This is a genomic window from Marinigracilibium pacificum, from assembly GCF_012926615.1.
GTDB classification, from domain to species: domain Bacteria; phylum Bacteroidota; class Bacteroidia; order Cytophagales; family Cyclobacteriaceae; genus Mangrovivirga; species Mangrovivirga pacifica.
Window position 1 is genome coordinate 43,199 of the sequence record NZ_JABBNU010000007.1, and the last position, 21,699, is coordinate 64,897.

Sequence of the window (21,699 nt, forward strand, 5' to 3'; positions counted from 1 at the left end):
TTTAAATTGAATCAGTTTTTTTAAAAGTTCTCCATTTGCTTGTCGAAGAGTTTCTGGGCATATTCATGGTCTTCGATTACATATCTTGCACCTATATATTTTTCAGGCTTTCCATCCTTGTCAAGTTCAGGTGAGATCACTGCATCTACCCAGTAAATTGAACCGTCTTTTGCTCTGTTTTTTATAATTCCCCTAAATGTTTCGCCAGATTGAATTGTCTCCCACATCTTTTTGAAGAGCTTTGAAGGCATATCCGGGTGTCTGAAAATCTTATGAGGACTTCCAACCAATTCTTCTTCAGAATATTTACTTACTTCACAAAGCTTTTTATTTGCAAAAAGGATAGTGCCATAAAGGTCAGATTCTGATAAAATTGTTGACAATGCAAGGACTCTTTGTCTGCTTTCCAGATTCTGCTTTAGAGATTCATTTCTTTTATAATAAAGCTCCATCTCTTCTTTTTGGGCCTCGAGTTCTTCAAGTTGCTGATGCATCATTTCTTCTTGCATTCGAAGCTGGTTATTCTGCTCCTCGATTTCCTGAGCTTTTTTATCCATTTCTTCTTGAGAAGCCTGAAGCTCTTCCATGTTTTGCCTCATAACTTCTTCTTGCATCTTCAACTGGTTGTTTTGTTCTTCAACCTCTCTGGCTTTTCTGGCAATTTCTTCCTGAGTAGCTTGAAGCTCTTCCATATTTTGTTGAAGTTCCTCAGCCTGGCTTCTCATTTCTTCTTCCTGTTGTTTTGATAGTTCAAGAAGATATTTTGTCTGGTAATTTATTTTACTCAGGTTAAAAGTAGAAGCAAGGCTTTCTCCAAGACCTTCGAGATAATTCATTTTGTGATCTTCTAATTCATCAAATGAAGCAATCTCCAAAATACCTTCTACAACCTCATTATTTATCAATGGGTAAATAACAAGAAAGCCAGGGGTTGTACCACCCAATCCACTTGTTATTGTAACATAATTTTGAGGAATATCTTTTAGAATAATCGGTTCTTTCTCTAAAAAACTCTGGCCAACAAGCCCTTCACCTACAGAAATCTTTTTGTCTACGAATTTCTTACGGTCAAAAGCATAAGTACCATTTAATTCAAGGTATTTCTCATTAGTTTCTTCGTCTTCCTCTAATAAAAATATCGAGCCTTGGTTTGCTCCGATATAAGTTACAATTTCACTGATAACTTCAGAGGCAAGTTTTTTAGGGTCATCGTGTTTACGTATTAATGAGTTAATTCGACCGAGGCCTTCTATTACCCAAGCACGATTTTTTTCTTTTAATTGAACTGTATGAGCTTCTTCAAGCTGGTTTTTCAATTCTTCCTGTGACTTTTCCAGATCTTTATTATGCTCTTCAACTACAGCCCGCAAATTGGAATTGTTTTCTTCTGTAAGCGAGAGACTTCTACTCATTGCAAATAAAAACATGAAAATGAGAATTGAGCCAATAAAAAAGCCGCCCATTTTAACTATGTTGTCATTTGCCAACTGCTCAAGGTTATCTCCAAAGGAAATGCCATTGAAGATAAATGGAGAAGCAATGGTGATTATTGTTAAAACTATAGCAATTATAAGTCCGGTTTTCTTTTCAAAGCTGTATAAACCAAAAGGAAGTACCGCATAAGCTAGAAGAATAGATATTTGACTACTGACAAGACTTTCTGTACCGGCATTTAGATTTATTAACCAAAGGAGAAATGGAATAAATGAACCAAAAATCGTGATAATTTTTGCTACGGAATGATTTCGAAATTTGGCAAGGGCCAATCCAATTATTGAATTAACAATTAGCAGAATTGGTAAGATTATTAAACTTTGATACTTAATTGAAGCAATTAAATTTAGTGGTCCAATCAAGAAAAAATTTATAATATTAATTGTATTTCCTAGGTACACCCTACGATTAAATTCAAATGTATATTTTTGATCCTGTCCGAATTTAAATGGATTCATAAACAATTTTATTTGTTTCAATACAATACAAATTTATCCAAGGTCTTACTTATTATTTAGTTGATGTTAGATTTGAATAATTATTAAGGATTTCACTAATTCAATTCATGTAATAAAACAATAAACATTTAACGATAAGTAAATCTTAAAAGTCTATGTATGACATGTTTTGTCATTATGAAGGGTTATTTTTAATCAAATTTTAAACTTGATAATGGGTCAATTTTTAACAATTTATAAAGCTTCAGCCGGGTCAGGTAAAACCTTTACACTGACTTTTAATTATTTAAAACTCTTATTATCCAGTTCTGACCCATTTCAGTACCAAAAAATATTAGCTATTACATTTACCAATAAGGCTACTCAGGAAATGAAGTCAAGGATTATTGAATCACTTCATTTACTTGCTACTGGAGGCAAAACTGAATATCTGGAAATGCTTGAAAAGGATTTAGAACTTGATAGGAAGGAAATAGTTAAAAGAGCGACCAGATCATTGTCAAATATTTTGCATGATTATAGCCATTTTTCTGTCTCCACCATAGATGCATTTGTTCAAAGGGTAATCAGAAGTTTTAGTAGAGAACTAGGCCATAGGGGTAACTACGGCATAGAAATGGATGTTGCCGGAGTTATGGATACCCTTGTTAGAAGACAAATCAGTAAAACAGGGAAAGACAAGTTTCTAACAGACTGGATAAATGACCTCATTAGAGATAGAATCAGAGACTCAAAAAGTATCAGAATAACAAAAATGCTCAAGGAATTGGGGCAGGAATTGTTTTCTGAACAATATATGCTTCTTACTCAGGATGATACCAAAGAGATTGAAGAAGAAACTTTTGCTACTGTAAAAGGTAAATTGCTTCATATTGTAACTGATTTTGAAGAAAATATACATCAAATAGGTAAAGAGGCAGAAGATCAAGCCAGGTCTCGAGGGTTTGAATTATCAGATTTTAATTATGGAAAATCTGGTGGGGCCATGTATTTGAATAAAATACAAAAACCAGTAAATAAAACTGATGATTATGAACCAGGTACTCGTGCTTTAACTGCTATTGATAATTATGAATCTTTAGTTAAAAAAACTGAACTTAAAAATTCAGAAAAAGTAGGTATTGCAGAACAAGTAATCTCTCCTGCAATAAAAAAGGCAATTCAATTTAAAGAATTAGAATTTCCTAAATATGTAACAGCTACTTTAATTTTAAGATCTCTCCATGCTTTTGGGCTGATACACAGGTTAGAAGCTGCATTGTCTGACTATCGTGAAGAAGAGGAGGTGATGATGATATCGGATGCTTCACAGCTTTTAAATGAAATTGTCACTAAGACCCATGCTCCATTTATTTATGAAAAGATTGGTACGCGATATGACCATTACCTTATTGATGAATTTCAGGATACCTCAACTTTACAATGGCAAAACCTGGAGCCATTGGTGTCTGATAGTATTGCTTCGGGGAGACAAAATTTATTAGTAGGTGATGTTAAGCAATCGATATATAGATTTCGTGGAGGTAACTGGCGGTTAATGCATGAGCATTTAAATCGTCAATTCGAGCTTACGGCCAATACGATTAATCTGGAGAGTAATTATAGAAGTAAAAAGGAAATTATAGACTTTAATAATGCTGTTTTTCCAAAGCTAAGTAAGTTATTGTCATCAAGTCTTTCTTCTCAAATATCCGGATATATTTCAGATCAATCTATTATTGAGGAGGTTGAATCCATCGATGAAATCTACAAAGATGTAGCTCAATTATGGTCTGGTAAGGAAAGTAAATCTGGTGGCTATGTGGAAGTTCAATTAATTGAAGGAAGATCCGGCGGATTTGGTGAATCAGATTATGAAGAAGATGCCAAATTTGAAGAAATTGTATTAAATAAAATTCCTGAATTGCTCGAATCGCTCCAAGATAAGGGTATTGACCTTTCTGATGTTGCTTTTTTAGTTAAAACTAAAAGCCAGGGAAATAAAATTGCTGACTTCCTTAGGCGATTTGAAAATTCACCTGAAGCTAAACCTGATTATTCATATAAAGCTGCTTCTTCTGAGGCATTTAAGCTTTCTGAAAGTGCTTGCCTGAACGTATTCTTTTACCTTCTAAAGTGGTTATTGTATGAAAAGGATACTTTTTCTCTTTATAGAGCAGTCTATAACTGGAAAAGTAGATTAAATAACGAGGATCCGGGGATAATGATGGACGAAATCAAGCGTGAATCATTGATTGATGATCTGAAGAAAAAACTTCCGGCTGATTTCATTAATGATTATCACAACTGGTTGCATAATGATCTTTACAGCCTCTTTCAGGAGTTTAAACGCGTGTTTGAGCTGGATAAATATCCCGGTGAATTTGCATATATTTCTACATTTGAAGATGAGTTGCTAAATTTTATTCAACGTAGATATAGTCTTTCCGGACTGGGTGCTATTCAGGCAATCTGCGAATGGTGGGACGAACGTGGTGGTGAAATAAAAATTGATGGTTCGAGTTCTCCAGGTGCAGCAAATATTTTAACAATACATAAATCTAAAGGCCTTGAATTTAGAATAGTAATTATTCCATTTTTGATTGGTGAGTTTCAATCTGCATCTGGCTTTATAAAGAATTACCTTTGGTTAAATAGCCTGCCAGAGATTCCACAAGACCTTCCTTTTTACCCATTTGAAATTAGCTCCAGACTTAAAGAGTCTTTATATGCAAAAGATTATGCAGAGGAAAGCATATTATCATATATAGATACTTTTAACACTGTTTATGTGGCTTTGACAAGAGCAGAGGAAGGGCTATATATTTTTAGCGAACAGTCTATTCCAAAATCAGGTGAAATAAAAAGAATTGAACACCTTGTTTCCAGGTTATTTGAAGAGTTCCCGGAGCAGTTACCAGGTGAGTTTGATGTTGAAAATAAAATTTACAGACAAGGGGAACTAAAAAGCTATCCGGAAAAACCAGCAGGATATTCAGGGAGTTATTTAAATCCATTACCAGTTTCTACCTGGAATAACAAGTTGTTGATCAGGCAGAGTAGGGCATTAGTTTTCGAGAAAAGTGAAGAGAAGCTTGAAAGAATAAATTTGGGTATTGCGGCTCATAATTTCCTGGCCAGACTCGAAAATCTAAATGAAGTAGATTCCCAATTAGAGGAGTTTGCAAATGAAACTGGTCTTCGATCAGAAGAGTATATCAAAATCAAAGAAATGGTGTCTGGAGCACTATCAAATCAACAAATAAGAAGCTGGTTTGATAGTAATAAAAGAATTCTCTCTGAGCGTCCGCTAATTTTAACTAACGGATCTCAGGTGAGACCTGATAAATTGCTTTTTGATGATGAAAAGAATGAGGTTGAAATTATTGATTTTAAAACCGGAGAAGAGAAATCAGAGGATGAAAATCAGGTAAGGAAGTATGCATCGTATCTGGAAAATGCAGGATATAAAGTGGCAGGAATTTCACTTTGCTATATCGGTGAAGGAGTAAAAATAAAGGAAGTCAAATGATTACATTTTTAGAGGAAACAGCTAAGGAGATTATTGAATTAACAAAGGGTGACTTACGAGATGTAACCATTGTATTTCCAGGAAAGCGTGCCGGGGTGTTTTTTCAGCGTGCTCTGGGTATGATGAGCGATAAGCCAATATTATCGCCCCAGATTTATAGTATCGAGGAGTTTTTTGGCTCTTTTACAAATGATGTTGTTATTAGTCCGCTTCAGGCATTAATTTATTTGCATCAATCATGGAATGAAAAAATAGGAGAAGAGTCATTTGATAATTTTTTCTATTGGGGTGAGTTATTGCTTAAGGATTTTGAAGATATCGATAAATATCTCGTTCCGGTACACGACCTTTTTAAAAGTGTTGAATATCAGAAAGAAGTAGAAACCGGACTTACCTACCTGGACGAAGAACAGATTAAGATATTAAGGAAATTCTGGAAATCATTTGAAGGAAGAGATGAGGATTACGTAGAAAAATTCAGGGAACTGTGGGTGAAATTACCATCAGTTTATAACGATTTTGTCCAAAGAATAACATCAAAAGGTTATTCTACAACAGGGTTGATACAACGGAAAGTCGGTCAAACTGTGATTGATGGTGAGTTTACATCTCATCTGGATAATATATATTTTGTAGGATTCAATGCGTTAACAGCAGCCGAAGAAAAGCTGATTTCGTGGTTTAGGAGCCATAAAAATTCCCGAATGTTCTGGGATACAGATAAGTTTTTTATCAATGATGCCAGGCAAGAAGGAGGTAGATTCCATCGTGAGTATTATAACAGTCAGGTGCTTGGCCAGGACTTTCCAAAAGAATTACCTGATGAGATTATTGGTGAGGATAAAAGTATTATCGTTACGCAATTACCAGGCTCACATGCGCAACTAACCCAGATGTCTGTAGATATCGGAAATACAATTTTTGAATCGGCTTTTCAACGTGAGAAAATTGCTGTTATCCTTCCGGATGAATCATTGCTTTTTCCAGCTTTATATAAACTTCCGGATTCAATTGATAAGATTAATGTCACAATGGGCGTTGGGGTTAATCAATCTGATATTTATGGTCTTTTTGAAGATATAATTTCTTTGTACCGGGAAAACTCCCCAGGGAGTGAAGGGTATTTTTATAGGGCAGTGTTATCGATTATGGGGCATGCCCTCTGGAAAACCTCTGAAAGTGCCAATAATTTCTCAAGGAAAATATTAAATGAAGGAAGGATATATTATACTATCGATGAGATTCCTGAAGATATACCTCATTTAAAATCTATTCTGGAATTAAAATCTGATTCAGGAGATTTAAACCTGCTGTTTCTTGAAATAGCGGATTCCTGGATTGAAAGTCCTGATATCCATAATCATGAAAAAGAAATGGCTTTCAGGCTTAGAAATGCATTGAGATTATTAGAGTCTGAGTTTAGCAAAGAATTAAGTAATATCAATGTAACGATATATTCAAGGTTATTAAGAAAACTTGTTAAGAGCGAAAAAGCGTCTTTTGAGGGCGAGCCGGTTGAGGGATTACAGATCATGGGTATGCTTGAGACACGTGGACTTGATTTTGAAGCTATTTTTATTCCCAGCTTAAATGAAGATATCTTTCCTTCGGCACCTAATTTACATTCTTTTATTCCATATAACCTTCGTCGGGCATTTGCAATGCCTACCTTCGAACACCTACATGCTATTTATGCATATTATTTCTACAGATTACTTAAGAAAGCCAGGAAGGTTTACTTGTACTGTAATAATTCTACCATCAGTAATACCCCTTCTGAAGTAAGCAGGTTTATTAGGCAGCTTGACCTTGAAACTAGGCTAAAGCTGGATTTCAGAAAGGTAAATATGTCAACAGATGTGTATCAAGGACACGATGGTGTAATTGATAAAAGTAGCGGCATAAATGAAATGTTATTCAGGTTTACCGAAGAGAGTGGTAGTGATGAAAAGTTTGCTTTATCCCCTTCAGCTATAAAGGAGTATCTGGTCAATCCGGAATTATTTTATACGAGGTATGTATTAAAAGTGCAGGATGAGAATCTTAAAAAGGAAGATATAGCTCCAAATATTCATGGTTTGCTTTTTCACAGAGCTGCAGAATTGTTTTATGAAGATTTTATTAATGAGGAATTAACTCAGGAAAAACTGGAAGAATTATCGAAGGATAATCATAAAATAGAACAGATTCTCAGTAAGACTTTTGAGGAGCAATTTACCGGATTGAAGGATTATAAAGGTGAGCATTTGATATATAGAAATGCCATAAAGGATCATTTGATGAAACTCATCCAGAATGATATGGAGTATGCTCCCTTTACAATTATAGGTTTGGAAAGAAATGTCAGGTCTAATATGCCGGTTGAAATTAACGGAAAAACCTATCATGTTAGAATCAAAGGAAATATAGATAGGATAGATGTAAAAGATGGAGTTTTTAGAATACTGGATTACAAGACAGGAAAAGATAAAGCTGATTTTGAATCAATCGAATCCTTGTTTGACAGGGAGAATGAAGGTAAATTTGGTGCCGCCCTTCAGGTGTTGATTTATGGATGGTTATTTGCTCGTTCTGAAGGTGTAGATGAGAGCAATCTTCGAGGTGGGGTCATCAAAGTAAACGAATTATTCAAAAATGAAGATCCTTTAATAAAAATGGGAAAGGGTAGGGGAAAGACAGTCTTTTCATTTTTACCTGATGCCATGACAGATTTTGAAATCAGGTTAAAAGAACTTATTCATGAAATGCTCAATCCAGAAATTGCTTTTCCCGAGGCTACTATTCAGCGATAAAACCTTTTGATTGAAACTTTCGCCAGATAATAAATTCGGCGATTAATATATTAATTAGCCAGCCTGCCCAGGCTACAATTTTATATGTATCCATGGGTGGCAGTTGAATGGTGCTTACAATCAGCCATTTAATTAATCTCAAGCTAACAGCTGAAAGAGTTAGAGCATAACTTCTAATCATGAATTTTTCATGTTCCTGCCATTGCTTTTTACGGATGAAATAGAATGCAAGTGATGTAAAGGCCATCCATAGAATTGCCTGTAAGACAAATGAAATTTTGGCGCTTAATCCACCGTTTGCATGGACTCCCATGATTAACCCTGAAGGACCTGCAATAAAGATTATCAGGAATATATATGCCTTACCTAAAAATTTATGCAGAGCCTGATAGCTTCTTCTAATTGTAGTAGAAAATTGTGGTATGCCTGTTATCAGTATGATAAAACTGGTGTAAACATGACTGAAAAATGAAATCTGGTAATATTTATGTGTGATTTCACTTTGCTTAATACTTAAGAATGCAGTATCGAAATTAACTGGTATATATTGTAGCGTAATAAGAATCATCAGGATTGAAAAATATCCTAATGATACATAAAAAGTAAATTTTAATACTCTGTTGAAATGTTGAGTATTCAAGTTTGCCATTACCCTCGTCCAAAAGAATCATAGTACTCAGCAGCATTCTTTTCATAACGTAAAAGCAACTCAATATTTTGCTTTTCAATTTCTGTGAAATCAGATCTTATATCAGTATGAACAGGAATATACCAATCCTGAGCATCAAAAAAGACTCTTAATGGACGATTTTTGAAAGAGTATCCATGTCTTGCATATATGGTATTTCTAATGATTAGGAGGTCTCCTCTTTTCAGGTTTTCGACATCTGATTTATTCAGGATTGTATTGGAGGCATTTATATCATAAATTTTTTGTGTTGTAGTCGCAAATTCTCTTGTTACCCATTCTTCAAAAACACCATCATCAATTTCAACAGTGTCCTTATATTCAATATATTTTTTCCATTCTACATATGAACCTGATTGTTTTAACATGATTTCGGGGTCATATTTAAACTCTTTTTTGTCCAGGGTATATTTTCTGTATTTAATTTCAAGGTTTCCATACGCTTCCCAGGTACCTGTGAGTTGATTTCCAGCGATAGTAAAAGCAAATTCACCATCGTACTTGTCATCACCAGGCTCACTTACGATAAATTCAAACTTATTTTTTTCCGGATTTCTCATAGTTCCCTTAAAAGGCCTGTCATTACCGGCTACAACACTATGACCTATTACAATTGAATCCTGAATTTTATCTATAGAAATGTTTATTTTATTATCTCTGTTCCAATAGAAACCCTCATCTGCAAAGACTCTTTCATAAGACTCATTTTTATCTTCGTCTGGCTTAAAGTACCCCACATAATTTCCAATAAGGGAAGATGTATCCGCAATAACTTCAGCCTCTTCAATTACTAAAGGTTTCGGCTGTTTATTAATCCTGGAGATTGTATTAGTATCACTTACCTCAGTACCCTGCTCAACAATAACTTCATTATCGCTGTTTTTCACAGGGTTTCCACAACTAAGAAATAATAGAATAACTAGTGAAAGAGAAATTTTATAGATTGTATTCATTGAAAAATATCCTGATTCAAAAAAATAATGGTACAAGATAAATTAATGAAATCAATTTATGAATATCTGGACATACTAAGTTTCAGGTTTTTTTCAACTCCATGCCATTCATTATTAGTAATTGAAAAAACAACAGTATCTCGATAAGAGCCATCTTTATTAAGCCTGTCATTTCTTAAAATACCATCTTGTTTGGCTCCAAGCCTTGCTATTGCATTTCTTGAATTTATGTTAAACCAGTCTGTTTTAAATTGAACACAGATGCAATCCAGAGTTTCAAATGCGTGCTTTAGCAGAAGATATTTGCATTCTGTATTTACACCGGTTCGCTGGAAGCTGGCTGCATACCATGTATATCCGATTTCAAGTCGTCTGTGCTCGGAAGCTACATTGCAATACCTTGTGCAACCGATTATTTTCTGTGTTTCCTTATGAATTACCACAAATGCAAGAGCAGAACCATTCTTTTCCTGATTAAGAGCAAAATTTATATAATCATCAATTTGTTCTTCCGAAGGAACCGAGGTAAACCAGAGCTCAGATAGGTTGCCATCATTACTGGCTTCAATTAATCCTTCACGATGAGATTTTGTTAATGGGACAAGCTTTATAATTTTGCCTTCTAATTCGATATTTTTTAACCAATTACTCATCTTTAAATTAGATATGATTTGAATTCAATATTAGTTAAAAATATTATTGTGTCGGGACAAAAAATAAAATAAAAATGGGGTGCTTAAAAAAATTGCACCCCGATAATGACTATTCAAGAATTACACTTTCGCGCTTTGGATATTTTACTTTATAGGCAAGTTTAAGTTCTTCTTGTTGCTGTGCTGGAATAGTTAGTTCCCAGGTCACTTTTCCATTGATTGCGTTTAGTGATGCGTTAGATAATTCCACAGGTTCAACCTCAATACTATTTATTACCGGTACGGGAATTTGATCATAGAGCGTGATTTTAACAGGCTGGGATTTTTTATTTCTTACAAGAATTTTATGATACCTGCTATCTACTTTGTTTGATGCGAATATCTTTTCTTTGGAGAAATCTTCTATCTTTTCCCTACCAATTATGATACTTTTATCTCTGCCAAGAGAAATATTCAGGGTGTCATTAAGTGATTTTGCATCTAGTATTGATCGACCAACAAAGGTCCCTTCGAAATATAGGTTTGCTTCTCCTTCAAGAAAATTATATTGATCCCAATTAGTGATTCTCGCAATAAGAAACGCATCTCTGTCTAGTTTTGGTACTGCATAATACTCATAATCAGCGTCTATATTGTATGTTTTTACCTCAACCGAAATTTTATCACTATTTGATTTGACTGTATAGGGTTCATCAATTTCAAATTCTACTGTTGTCTGGTTTTCAATAACCGTTGTTGTTATTGACTCTGCATCTATAAAATCATTAGCATTTACAGAACTGGCTCCACGAATTCTTACTCCAGCAGCACTACCACTAAGTGCTTTAGTAACCACCACTTCACTCAGTTCGTTGATATCTTCATTTAATACGATATTAAGCATTCTTGAATTAACAGGTCGGGTTTGAGTTATATAGCCAACTGAAGAAAATGTCAGACTTTGTCTTCCATTGGGTAATGAAATAGAATATTCGCCAAGTATGTTAGTTGTAGTCCCTATGGTACTTCCTGAAACCATGACATTAACCCCCGGGATTCCTTCTCCATTTTGATCAGTAACTTTACCTGATACTGATGAAATATCTCCATTCATGTAGCCATTGCTATAAGATGACAGTACAGAAAACCTCTTATAGTTTAAATGCCATGGGTTTAAAACAGGTGCTGTACCACTTTGTTGAGGGTTACCATTTGACAGTTTTATTTTTACATCTTTCCAGTCTACTCCTGTATTTTGATAAACATCAGCTTTGTATGTCAATTTTAATGGTTGGTTAATACTTTCAGACCTGATGTCATAACTTGGAAACCAGCCTGCATTCGCAACAATATAGTTTACTTTAAATTGACCTGTTGTTGCATTTTTAGATTCAATTTTTATTTCTATTGTTCCGGATGGAGAATTTTCCATTGCAGAATACTTTTGGATTTCCCTGGCTATCGAATTTTGACTGGATTCCAGTTCTTTAATCTCACTATTTATCTTTATTTCTTCTGACTTGATTTGAGTTAATTCCTTATCATAAAATTCAATCGCATTTTTGATTTCTGTCAAAGAGGTGTTTACATTTTGCCCTCCAAGCTTTTTGTTTTCATTCAGGATACTTTGCTTTTCATGTAAAATTTCGATTCTTGATTTTCTTTTAATGATTGTAGATTCAATTTTTTCACTAGCTTCTCTTAGACTATCCAGTCGGTTATTTTTTATAAGGTCTTCCAGAAAATTTAATTTATGGTTAACTGAAAGTATAGTGAAATCACCATCTCCTTTAACCTGTATACTTTTTTCATCGATATAAGGAGAAAGTCTGTTTATTGAGATTATCGATTTTCCTTTTGGAATGCTAATCTTTCCGGAACGTGAAATCTGGGCATTCTGAAGATAGATAGTCACATTATCTATTGAACTTTTAAGTTTAAGTTCTTTTAATTCTTGTGCCTGGGCAGGTAGAATTGTTATTAGAAGTAAAAAAGTAAATAGTCTCATCATGTTGTTTTTATTTCATGATGACAGGACTACCTGAATTCCATAAAAAAAGAATAATAATTTTAAGGCATAAAAAAAGCTGCCTTGATTAAGGCAGCTTCAATGTTATATTTTATGGCTAAAAATTAAGCCATTTGAGCTTCTAACTTATCTGCTAAAACACTTTTAGGTACAGCTCCGATTTGTTTGTCAACAATCTCACCACCTTTGAAAACCAATAACGTAGGGATGCTTCTGATTCCGTACTTTGCAGATAAAGTAGGGTTTGAATCAACATCAACCTTTCCGATAACTGCTTTTCCTTCATATTCTCCAGCAAGTTCTTCAACAACTGGACCAATCATTTTACAAGGTCCACACCACTCAGCCCAAAAGTCTACCAATACTGGCTTATCACCATTTATGATTTCTTCAAAGTTACCGTCAGTTAATTCTATTGCTTTTGCCATGATTATTAATTTATGTATTTCTATAGTTTCTATTTTGTTCTTGTTTACACAAAAATAGTGCAAAATCAGATATTTAAAATATTATTCGACTTTATGTCAGTATTTTGTATCCCATGCGACAAATTGACTTATGATACAGGTCAAAACGACGCCTTACTAAGTAACGATTTTCATTCTAACTTGTTCCAGATTTTTTAATTCTTCTATTAATTCATTGTCTGGGGCAACCTGATATTTTCTTGAATAGACAGGTACCTGAACTGTACCGTGTTCTTTATTACTATAGTTTAGAACCAGCTTTAAGGCACATGTTCCTTTTCTGGTAACGACTATCTCTTCAAGCTTTTCTATAAGATCCGGAGTAAGCTGATTAAGATCTACATGAAGCAAAACCTCTTTGGCTTTTTTATCACGAATGTCATTTAACAAGGTCATATTATTCACCTTGAACTCTTTACCTTCTCTCCATCGCTGATCTTGTGCCCGACCTTCAATATACAGAAACCAGCCATTCATGAAATATTCTTTGAACCGTAGGTAATCATCGCCGAATAAAAAGAAAGTGTGAGACCCACCATAATCTTCAATAGTCAAGGTGCCAAACGGTTTTCCATTTTTAGTCGTACGGTGTGCATATTCTGTAACTATACCACCAAGTCTGCATTCTCCTTTTCCCTGTAACCTATCTAAATCTGTCAGTTCGCTGAATGAAGTATTACATAAATGCTCTAACTCAAACTTGAATTGGTCAAGCGGGTGACCTGAAAGGTAGAGTCCTACAACTTCCTTTTCGATATTGAGTCTTTCTAACTGACCATAAGGTTCAAGATCAGGAACTTTAGGCTTTGGAACCTCAACAGCACTATCGCCACCGAAAAGTGAGTGCTGATTTGATGATTCTTCCTGAATTCTTTTCTGCGCATACTTAACTACTTTTTCAATTAAAGTTTGCTCACCTTCAGGGGCCTCAAGATATTGTCTTCTGTGATAATCTTCAAAACAGTCAAATCCACCAGCCATAGCAAGGCTTTCAAAGGTCTTTTTGTTTACAGTTCTCAGATTTATTCTTTCTGCAAAATCAAATATGTCTTTGAATTTGCCATTTTCTTCTCTTTCCTGGATAATATGCTCTACAGCTGCCTCACCAGAACCTTTAATAGCACCTAATCCGAATCTGATATGACCATCTTCATTTACTGTGAATTTGGTTTTAGATTCATTAACATCCGGTCCGAGTACCTGAAGTCCCATACGTTTACACTCCTCCATGAAGAATGTGACATCGGCGATGTTGTTCATGTTGTTACTCAACACCGATGCCATATACTCGGCAGGGTAGTGGGCCTTAAAGTAAGCCGTCTGATATGCTACCCATGCATAACATGTAGAGTGTGATTTGTTAAATGCATAAGAGGCAAATGCTTCCCAGTCCTTCCATACTTTTTCGAGTTTATCTTTAGCATGTCCTCTTTCAACACCTCCATCGATAAACTTTGGTTTAAGCTTTTCTAGAAGGGCAAATATCTTCTTACCCATTGCCTTTCGAAGCATATCTGCCTCACCTTTGGTAAAGCCGGCAAGACTTTGCGAAAGTAGCATTACCTGCTCCTGATATACAGTAATACCATAAGTTTCCTCAAGGTATTCCTTCATATCATCGAGATCGTAAACAATCTCTTCCAGACCATGTTTTCTTTTAATAAAGCTTGGGATATATTCTAGTGGACCCGGACGATACAGGGCGTTCATAGCAATCAGGTCGGCAAAAGCAGTCGGTTTCAGATCCCTGAGGTGTTTCTGCATACCGGGAGATTCGTACTGGAATATCCCGACAGTTTCTCCTCTCTGGAATAATGCATAAGTCTCCTCATCTTCAAGCGAAATGCTGTCCGGATCTATTTCAATGCCATGGCGTTCTTTTACTATTTTGACCGTATCTTTAATCAGGGTCAGGGTTTTTAAACCGAGGAAGTCCATTTTTAGAAGACCGGCATCTTCCACAACGGAGTTATCAAACTGGGTACATACCATGTCCGAGTCCTTAGCAACAGCAACAGGTACGAACTTGGTGATATCGTCTGGAGTAATGATTACACCACAAGCATGAATTCCGGTATTTCTTACAGACCCCTCAAGAACGGTGGCTTGTTTTACTATTTGTGCGGGAAGGTCCGAACCTTCAGCTATGGATTTTAGCTCATTGGCTTTATCCATATTTTCCGCATTTTTAAGCTTTTCTTTTAGAGACTTTTCATCCAGAGTAAATAGCTTGCCAAGTTTTATGTCTGGTACCAGCTTGGCAATTCTATCAGCTTCGGATAAGGGTAATTCCAGTACCCTTGAAGTATCTCTAATAGAAGATTTGGCTGCCATTGTACCATATGTGATAATCTGGGCAACCTGGTTTTTTCCATATTTATCAATTACGTAATCGATTACTCGTCCTCTACCTTCATCATCGAAGTCAATATCAATATCGGGCATGGATACACGATCAGGATTCAAGAAACGCTCAAATAGGAGATCATACTTAATTGGGTCAACATTTGTAATACCAATACAGTATGCAACGGCAGATCCTGCTGCTGATCCACGGCCAGGGCCTACCGAAACTCCCATTTCACGGGCAGCAGTGGTGAAATCTTGTACAATCAGGAAGTAACCCGGATAACCGGTTTTACGAATAACTTCTAATTCGAAGTCCAGACGCTCCTGGATTTCTTCAGTAATAACGCCATATCTCTTTTTTGCACCTTCATAGGTAAGATGCCTTAAGAAATTGTTTTCTCCGTTTTTTAATGTCGGATCATCATTATCCGCCGGATCTTTAAACTCATCAGGAATTTCGAAAGCCGGAAGAAGTACATCCCTGGCAAGTTCATATTGTTCAATTTTCTGGTATATCTCGTAGGTATTGGTGACAGCCTCAGGAATGTCAGCAAATAAAGCTTTCATTTCATCAGGAGTCTTGATGTAAAATTCATCATTCGGGAACCCAAATCTGAATTCACGCCCTCGCTTACCTATATATTTTTTCGGCTTGCTTTGTGTTTCACCATCCTTTACACATAATAATATATCGTGAGCTTTGGCATCTGCTTTTGCACTATAATATGTGTTGTTGGCAGCAAAGTATTTAACGCCATATTTATTAGCAAATCTAATTAGTACTTCATTGACTACATTTTCTTCTTCCAGACCATGGCGATTAAGCTCTACATAAAAATCATCACCGAATTGTTCATGCCACCACTTAAACGCTTCTTCAGCTGCTTCTTCACCTTCATTTAGAATTTTGAATGGCACTTCGCCCCAAAGTCCACCAGTTGTAGCTATTACCTCGCCTTTATGCTGAACCAGAATATCTTTGTCAATCCTAGGAACATAATAGAATCCATCCATGTAGGCAGTAGATGCTAATTTTGCCAGGTTGTGATACCCTTGTTTGTTTTTAGCAATCAATACTGTCTGGAAACCATTATCCATTCTGGATTTGTCCATACGGTTGCCACAGACATAAAACTCACAGCCAACAATTGGTTTTATCTCAGCTTTTATAGCAGCTCTTACGAAATGGAAAGCTGCCATCATGTTACCATGATCAGTCAGAGCTATTGCAGGCATGCCATTTTGTTTAGCCACAGAAACCATATCATTGATTTCTGATGTAGCCTGAAGAATGGAATACTGCGAATGACAGTGTAAATGGATGAAAGGAACGTCCTCAAGTTTTTCGAGTGCTTCCTTCTTTTCCTGCTTGGTTAACTCAGGAGTGTCAACTTCTGCTGACTCTTTCTTCAGATGCTCAAAGTTAGCTGCTTCAAGCTCCGGTGGTTCATAGTTTACTTGCTCAACGTCAATGTCGTTAAGTGTCGGAACAACCTTTTCTTTGATTAATCCGAAAAAACATTTTGCAGTTGCATCAACATCATATGCAGCATCGTGAGCATCGCCAAAGCCTACTCCAAAAAGTTTTTGATGTAGCTCAGTTAATGTTGGCCACTTATATTTACCACCTTTACCTCCTGGAATAGCACAAAAATCAGTTCCTTCATCTTTTGTGTCTATAGATTCAAGGTCGAGCAGATTTGACTCAACTTCTTTCCGAAGGTATTCAGCACCCATAATATTGATATCAAAACCAATATTATGACCAACCACATGGGTGGCTCTTTTTAAGTCTTCCCCAAAAATTTGTAGTACCTCTTCAAGATCTTTACCTTCTTCAATAGCTCTTTCGGTAGTAATACCGTGAACTTTTGTTGAGTTATAAGGAATAGAAAATCCATCAGGTTTGACTATGAAATTCCCGTTATTGATCAGCTTTCCGCTTGGATCATGTAATTGCCATGCTAGCTGAACAAGTCTGGGCCAGTTGTCAAGGTCTGAAAGGGGTGCATTCCAGTTCTTTGGCAATCCGGTAGTCTCTGTATCAAATATTAAGTACATATAATTTCAGGTAAATGTGGTCCAGGAACTAACTTCAAAGATAACCTTTTTTGACTTCGAAGGAAATTAAAATGTAACCTGATTTTTTAGAATTCCGAAACCAAAAATAACGGCTATTTTTTAAAGGTCATTAATTCAGTTAGTTATGAAGAGGAGGTTACATTTTAAAAGGTAAACGGATAAAATAAAGAGTGGATTTTTTGATTTTTGATGAGCAAATTATTTTATTAGATTTTTTAAGGAATTAAAACTAACCAATAGAAAACCGATAATGGAAACAAATATTTCTGCAATTGACGTAAAGCCTTCTTGCGAAATTATTGATTATAAGGGTATCAAAATTGTTTATACAAATATAGCAGGGTCATTACCTGAAGATGCTATTCCTGCTTTTGAGAGAACAAGAGTTTTAGTACCAACATTTGGAGAGAAGGAAGCATTGTCGCTTGTAAATGCAAAAGATGCCCGTTTTAATACTGATTTAATTAGTAAAATTAAGGAAGTGGTTAAAATGAATAACTTCCACGTTAAAGCCACAGCTGTTTGTGGTTTAAGTACGCTGACTTCCTTAATGGTAAATAGTATTATCAGTTTCACTGGTAGAAAAATGAAACTTTTTGATACTGTTGAGGAAGCTAAAGAATGGTTAATTAATCAGTAAATCAGAATGGAACATGAACCACTTTTTTGGTTTCAAAGAATGGTTCTGTGTACATATCAGAAATATTAAATTCCTGGTAAGACTTATTTAATTCATCCATTTCTTCACTGATATCACCTCCTTTAAGATAAATAATACCATGGTCTACATCTTTATGTGGACCTGGTTCAATCTTATTTTGAATCCATGAATAAAATGGCTTCATTCGGGTAACTGCCCTGCTTATTACGTAGTCAAACTTTCCTTTAACCTTTTCTGCCCGAGCATGCTCGTAAGTGACATTTTTGATGCCCGTTGCATTAACAACTTCTTCAACAACCTTTATTTTTTTTGCTATACTATCTACAAGGTGAAACTTTACTTCAGGAAACATAATTGCTAGTGGAATCCCAGGGAAACCACCGCCTGTGCCTACATCCATAATCTTGGTGCCATTATCAAATTTAATAACCTTGGCAATGGCTAAGGAGTGAAGGAAATGTTTTTCTTCCAGATTTTCAATGTCCTTTCTGGAAATAACATTGATTTTCTGATTCCATTCTCTGTAGGTATCAAGAGCCTTTTTATATTGGCTTTGCTGTAATTCCGTTAATTCCTGGAAGTACTTGTTAATTAAAAAAAGGTCGGACATCCGATTAAATATGTTCTTTTTTGTTTTTTACCAGATCATACATTAATTCTCTTGCCCTGTGTAATTGTGCTTTAACAGTCCCAAGAGGTGCGTCAAGTTCTTTGGCTATCTCTTCATAAGAATACTCTTTAAAATAGCGCAGTTTTACCAGACGTTTGTATTTGGTTGGCAATTTGTCAACAAACAGTCTAACAAGCTCTATCTTCTGGCTTTTAATTGCTTCTTCCATCGGATCAAGGGTATTGTCCTTGACATCTATTTGAACAGCTTCACCATCATCGTCAGTATATCCTGTTTGCAGACTGTAGGTTTCCAGTTTCTTTTTTCGAATGAAATCTATAGCGTTATTCGTGGCAATTCTGAATAACCAGGTACTAAATGTATAGTCCTTCTTAAATCTATGAAGATTTTTGAAAGCTTTAGCAAATGCTTCTATTGTAAGGTCTTCTGCATCATCGACGTTTCTAACCATTTTTAGAATCATGTGGTAAACAGGATTCTTATATCGCTTCATTAAGTCAGCAAAGGCTTGCTGATCTCCGTTATCAACTGCTTCATCGATAAGACGGAAGTCCTCAAGTGCTTTCTTAGAAAATTGTCTTTTTAATTCCATTTAATTTTTTTCGAATACAATGATGCAGTTCCCAATGAAACTACATAGAATATAAATAAAATTTCCAGTACTGACAACATGACAGTGGATAATGGTAGCCGTAATAATCTCTTAGCCTTATAATACACTATCATAGCTATTATTAGCCTAAAAGTATAAAGACTAATAATGAATGCTAGTAACTCAGGAAGCCAAATTATCAAAATTAATCCTGCGTACTGGACAATTAATGACAACCAATATGATGCCGAAAATATTTTGTCTGCCAAATTGTACTTTTTACCAACCGAAAGGTGTCGTTTTTTCTGCTTTATATACGATCTTAAATCTTTCTTGGCAAATGTATAAACAGCTGATTCAGGATTAGTATTAACTTTTGTTTTTTCCTTAATAGCATACTTATTTATTATAATGTCATCATCACCACCTGTTACATTTATAAACGAACCAAATCCGTCACATTGTTTAAAAAATGTTTTTGTATATGACATATTTCTCCCCACCGCCATATATGGTTTGCTTTTTTTTGCTTTACCTAAATAGGTTAATAATGTTGTGGCTGTCTCAAATTCAATGAATTTACCTAGTATTCCTTTTGATTTGTAATGGGGAGAATACCCAATTATAACTTCTGTTTCAGGCGATGATGAATATATCTTACCATATTCTAATAACCAGTTGGATGAGGCTGGTCTGCAATCGGCATCAGTAAACACCAAATGTTCAAAATTGGCATGTTGTATACCTATGGTGATTGCATTTTTTTTGGCATCTCTTCCTTCAGGAACTTGTTTTATGACAATTTCATTTATTCTAATATCATCAAACTCCAATAGAACTTTTGAAGAATTATCAGCAGACCTGTCATTTACTATTATGATTTCAAATTGAGGATAATTCTGATTTAATAATATAGGAATTAATTTTTTAAGATTTTCTGCCTCATTCCTTGAAGCAATGATTATAGATATTGGTGGTAATGATGAACTTTTGGGATGATTTTTGTGACTTAGTACTGAACTAAAGTAATACAAGTAAAACCACATCAATACCAATGTGCAAATTATATAGATAATGAGTATTGATGTTTGAATAGTCATCATGTCAGCTAAAATATGATTTCAATCCTTGTTTAACCACAATTTTTTGATATTTGGTGTTATATAGGAATATTTTGAGACATTCTGAGTCTGATAGGCTATTTTTGCAGATTCGAATTTAAGCGTATTATGGATTTTAATATTACCGGAAAAGACCTCAATTCATCTGCAAGAGCAGGTATTCTTAAAACTGATCATGGCGAAATTCCAACGCCTATTTTTATGCCTGTAGGTACTGCAGGTACCGTTAAAGCAGTTCATCAACGAGAACTGCAGAATGATATTGAGGCTAAAATAATATTGGGTAATACTTATCATTTATACCTGAGACCCGGACTGGATGTATTGGAAGCAGCTGGGGGAATTCATAAATTTAATGGTTGGGAAAAACCAATTCTTACGGATAGTGGAGGATACCAGGTGTATTCATTGTCAAATACACGGAAAATAAAAGAGGAGGGAGTTGAATTCAGGTCACATATTGACGGTAGTAAGCATTTCTTTACTCCCGAAAATGTGATGGATATCCAACGTACTATCGGAGCTGATATAATTATGGCTTTTGATGAGTGTACTCCATACCCATGTGACTATGATTATGCCAAAAAATCGATGCACATGACTCATCGATGGTTAAAGAGGTGTATTAAGAGAGTTGACGAGACCGAAGGGAAATATGGGTATAGCCAGGCACTTTTTCCAATTGTTCAGGGAAGTGTTTACGAGGATCTTAGAAAACAGTCGGCAGAAGAAATCGCTTCTCATGGTCGTGAAGGAAATGCAATAGGAGGATTATCTGTAGGTGAACCTCACGAAATGATGTATGACATGACTGAATTGGTGTGTGAAATACTACCAGAAGATAAACCTCGTTACCTGATGGGTGTTGGTACTCCTGCTAATATTCTTGAAGGCATTGCAAGAGGCGTAGATATGTTTGATTGTGTTATGCCAACAAGGAATGCACGTCATGGTATTCTTTTTACCAGTGAAGGTGTTATCAATATTAAAAATAAGAAGTGGGAAAAAGAATTTACACCTATCGATACAGAAATTGGTGGTTATGTAAGTACTTTTTATACCAAAGCATATTTGAGACATCTTATTCATTCAAATGAAATTTTGGGTGCTCAAATTGCAAGTGTGCACAATTTAACCTTTTATTTGTGGTTGGTAAAGCAGGCACGCGATCATATAATTTCGGGAGATTTTAATTCCTGGAAGAATGAGATGGTTGTTAAGCTATCTGAAAGACTTTGA

Annotated in this window: 14 protein-coding genes; 4 read left to right on the forward strand and 10 right to left on the reverse strand. The window is 35.3% G+C overall.

The features are described from left to right. Nucleotides 1-20 precede the first annotated feature (20 nt). On the reverse strand, nucleotides 21-1,952 hold the full coding sequence (locus HH304_RS11975; protein WP_169681790.1) for a PAS domain-containing protein: 1,932 nt from the start codon (nucleotides 1,950-1,952) through the stop codon (nucleotides 21-23). A gap of 214 nt (nucleotides 1,953-2,166) precedes the next feature. On the opposite strand from HH304_RS11975, the gene HH304_RS11980 reads away from it, so the two are divergent. Continuing rightward, entirely contained in the window at nucleotides 2,167-5,463 is a 3,297-nt protein-coding gene (locus HH304_RS11980) for a UvrD-helicase domain-containing protein (RefSeq protein ID WP_169681793.1), read from the forward strand. After that, nucleotides 5,460-8,255, forward strand: a complete 2,796-nt coding sequence (locus HH304_RS11985; RefSeq protein WP_169681795.1) for a PD-(D/E)XK nuclease family protein — start codon at nucleotides 5,460-5,462, stop codon at nucleotides 8,253-8,255. The genes HH304_RS11980 and HH304_RS11985 overlap by 4 nt, the downstream gene beginning before the upstream one ends. On the opposite strand, the gene HH304_RS11990 is transcribed toward HH304_RS11985, so the two are convergent. From HH304_RS11990 to dnaE, 6 genes are all read right to left on the reverse strand, one after another. Then, the gene (locus HH304_RS11990; protein WP_271711603.1) at nucleotides 8,242-8,904 is read right to left on the reverse strand and encodes a DUF2306 domain-containing protein; all 663 of its coding nucleotides are present in this window, start codon (nucleotides 8,902-8,904) and stop codon (nucleotides 8,242-8,244) included. The two genes, HH304_RS11985 and HH304_RS11990, sit on opposite strands and share 14 nt — an antisense overlap. Then, on the reverse strand, nucleotides 8,904-9,896 hold the full coding sequence (locus tag HH304_RS11995; RefSeq protein ID WP_169681798.1) for a YARHG domain-containing protein: 993 nt from the start codon (nucleotides 9,894-9,896) through the stop codon (nucleotides 8,904-8,906). The genes HH304_RS11990 and HH304_RS11995 overlap by 1 nt, the downstream gene beginning before the upstream one ends. Before the next feature lie 56 nt (nucleotides 9,897-9,952). Continuing rightward, nucleotides 9,953-10,549, reverse strand: coding sequence for a GNAT family N-acetyltransferase (locus tag HH304_RS12000; protein ID WP_169681800.1), 597 nt, complete (start codon nucleotides 10,547-10,549; stop codon nucleotides 9,953-9,955). Nucleotides 10,550-10,658: 109 nt separating this feature from the next. After that, nucleotides 10,659-12,539 carry a mucoidy inhibitor MuiA family protein gene (locus HH304_RS12005; protein ID WP_169681803.1) on the reverse strand — a complete coding sequence of 627 codons (1,881 nt, stop codon included), beginning with the start codon at nucleotides 12,537-12,539 and terminating at the stop codon, nucleotides 10,659-10,661. A gap of 122 nt (nucleotides 12,540-12,661) precedes the next feature. Further along, nucleotides 12,662-12,985 carry a thioredoxin gene (gene trxA / locus HH304_RS12010; RefSeq protein ID WP_169681805.1) on the reverse strand — a complete coding sequence of 108 codons (324 nt, stop codon included), beginning with the start codon at nucleotides 12,983-12,985 and terminating at the stop codon, nucleotides 12,662-12,664. Nucleotides 12,986-13,141: 156 nt separating this feature from the next. Further along, nucleotides 13,142-17,434 carry a DNA polymerase III subunit alpha gene (dnaE, locus tag HH304_RS12015; protein ID WP_169681807.1) on the reverse strand — a complete coding sequence of 1,431 codons (4,293 nt, stop codon included), beginning with the start codon at nucleotides 17,432-17,434 and terminating at the stop codon, nucleotides 13,142-13,144. 271 nt (nucleotides 17,435-17,705) lie between these two features. Between dnaE and HH304_RS12020 the strand changes: the two genes are divergently transcribed. Continuing rightward, a complete protein-coding gene (locus HH304_RS12020; RefSeq protein WP_169681809.1) occupies nucleotides 17,706-18,095 on the forward strand; it encodes a hypothetical protein in 390 nt (129 codons plus the stop codon). 1 nt (nucleotide 18,096) lies between these two features. On the opposite strand, the gene rsmG is transcribed toward HH304_RS12020, so the two are convergent. Genes rsmG through HH304_RS12035 form a run of 3 tightly spaced genes read right to left on the reverse strand, consistent with a single transcriptional unit; the run spans nucleotide 18,097 to nucleotide 20,442 of the window. Then, entirely contained in the window at nucleotides 18,097-18,726 is a 630-nt protein-coding gene (gene rsmG, locus HH304_RS12025; protein ID WP_169681811.1) for a 16S rRNA (guanine(527)-N(7))-methyltransferase RsmG, read from the reverse strand. A 4-nt stretch (nucleotides 18,727-18,730) separates the two neighbouring features. Continuing rightward, nucleotides 18,731-19,339: an RNA polymerase sigma factor gene (locus tag HH304_RS12030; RefSeq protein ID WP_169681813.1), complete on the reverse strand. Its 609-nt coding sequence runs from the start codon at nucleotides 19,337-19,339 to the stop codon at nucleotides 18,731-18,733. After that, complete coding sequence (locus HH304_RS12035) at nucleotides 19,330-20,442, reverse strand: glycosyltransferase (RefSeq protein ID WP_169681815.1); 1,113 nt, start codon at nucleotides 20,440-20,442, stop codon at nucleotides 19,330-19,332. The genes HH304_RS12030 and HH304_RS12035 overlap by 10 nt, the downstream gene beginning before the upstream one ends. A 126-nt stretch (nucleotides 20,443-20,568) precedes the next feature. On the opposite strand from HH304_RS12035, the gene tgt reads away from it, so the two are divergent. Beyond that, nucleotides 20,569-21,699: a tRNA guanosine(34) transglycosylase Tgt gene (tgt, locus tag HH304_RS12040; protein WP_169681817.1), complete on the forward strand. Its 1,131-nt coding sequence runs from the start codon at nucleotides 20,569-20,571 to the stop codon at nucleotides 21,697-21,699.

Coding starts and splice junctions, on each gene's coding strand:
- HH304_RS11975 (WP_169681790.1), bottom strand. CDS start 1,952: ATGAATCCATTTAAATTCGGACAGGATCAAAAATATACATTTGAATTT.
- HH304_RS11980 (WP_169681793.1), top strand. CDS start 2,167: ATGGGTCAATTTTTAACAATTTATAAAGCTTCAGCCGGGTCAGGTAAA.
- HH304_RS11985 (WP_169681795.1), top strand. CDS start 5,460: ATGATTACATTTTTAGAGGAAACAGCTAAGGAGATTATTGAATTAACA.
- HH304_RS11990 (WP_271711603.1), bottom strand. CDS start 8,904: ATGGCAAACTTGAATACTCAACATTTCAACAGAGTATTAAAATTTACT.
- HH304_RS11995 (WP_169681798.1), bottom strand. CDS start 9,896: ATGAATACAATCTATAAAATTTCTCTTTCACTAGTTATTCTATTATTT.
- HH304_RS12000 (WP_169681800.1), bottom strand. CDS start 10,549: ATGAGTAATTGGTTAAAAAATATCGAATTAGAAGGCAAAATTATAAAG.
- HH304_RS12005 (WP_169681803.1), bottom strand. CDS start 12,539: ATGATGAGACTATTTACTTTTTTACTTCTAATAACAATTCTACCTGCC.
- trxA (WP_169681805.1), bottom strand. CDS start 12,985: ATGGCAAAAGCAATAGAATTAACTGACGGTAACTTTGAAGAAATCATA.
- dnaE (WP_169681807.1), bottom strand. CDS start 17,434: ATGTACTTAATATTTGATACAGAGACTACCGGATTGCCAAAGAACTGG.
- HH304_RS12020 (WP_169681809.1), top strand. CDS start 17,706: ATGGAAACAAATATTTCTGCAATTGACGTAAAGCCTTCTTGCGAAATT.
- rsmG (WP_169681811.1), bottom strand. CDS start 18,726: ATGTCCGACCTTTTTTTAATTAACAAGTACTTCCAGGAATTAACGGAA.
- HH304_RS12030 (WP_169681813.1), bottom strand. CDS start 19,339: ATGGAATTAAAAAGACAATTTTCTAAGAAAGCACTTGAGGACTTCCGT.
- HH304_RS12035 (WP_169681815.1), bottom strand. CDS start 20,442: ATGATGACTATTCAAACATCAATACTCATTATCTATATAATTTGCACA.
- tgt (WP_169681817.1), top strand. CDS start 20,569: ATGGATTTTAATATTACCGGAAAAGACCTCAATTCATCTGCAAGAGCA.